Below are 588 nucleotides of genomic sequence, written 5' to 3' on the forward strand. Positions count from 1 at the left end.
CGCGCGTGTAGGACTTGTCCGACACGCGCGCCGTGCGAGCCACCCGATTTCACCGGGTGGCAACTGGGAGGGGTGATCAGGCGATCAACCGCGCACTTCCAGCGAGTTCTTGACGGAGCGCACGCCCTTGACTTGCTGAGCCAGTTCCTGAGCGCGGGTCTTCTCGGCGCTGGACTTGGCAAAACCCGAGAGGATGACCTCGCCGCCCAGTGTCTCGACGCTGATGGCTGTCGCGTCCACGGACTTGTCTTCCACGAACCTGGCCTTGACCTTGGCGGTGATGGTGGCGTCGTCGATGTATTCACCGACCGTTGATTGCTCGCGGGAGACAGCGCAGCCCGGCAGCGAGGTCAGCGATGCGGCAGCGGCCACGGCGGCAATGAGCATTCGGTTGAGTTGCATGTCATTTCTCCTTGATGCCCTGTGGGGCTTGCGTGAAGGGGCTGGCTGCCCCGGTGGAGAAATGGTGCTTGCGCTGCCGTCGGCAACTTGTCGGACTGGCGCGTGTTGCCGTGTAGGACAAGGCCCCGACAAGGCCTGATTTGCTCGCGAGTGGGCTCAGCGTCGGCGCGCGATCAAGCGCCAGCC

Annotated in this window: 1 protein-coding gene; it reads right to left on the reverse strand. The window is 64.3% G+C overall.

Features of this window, described 5'->3' with window-relative positions; translation table 11 throughout:
* Positions 1–84: 84 nt before the first annotated feature.
* On the reverse strand, positions 85–402 hold the full coding sequence (locus B2W70_RS05570) for a BON domain-containing protein (protein WP_058086685.1): 318 nt from the start codon (positions 400–402) through the stop codon (positions 85–87).
* Between the last annotated feature and the right edge of the window lie 186 nt (positions 403–588).

The sequence above is a fragment of the Aquabacterium sp. UBA2148 genome (genome assembly GCF_002328915.1).
Lineage (GTDB): Bacteria > Pseudomonadota > Gammaproteobacteria > Burkholderiales > Burkholderiaceae_C > Aquabacterium > Aquabacterium parvum.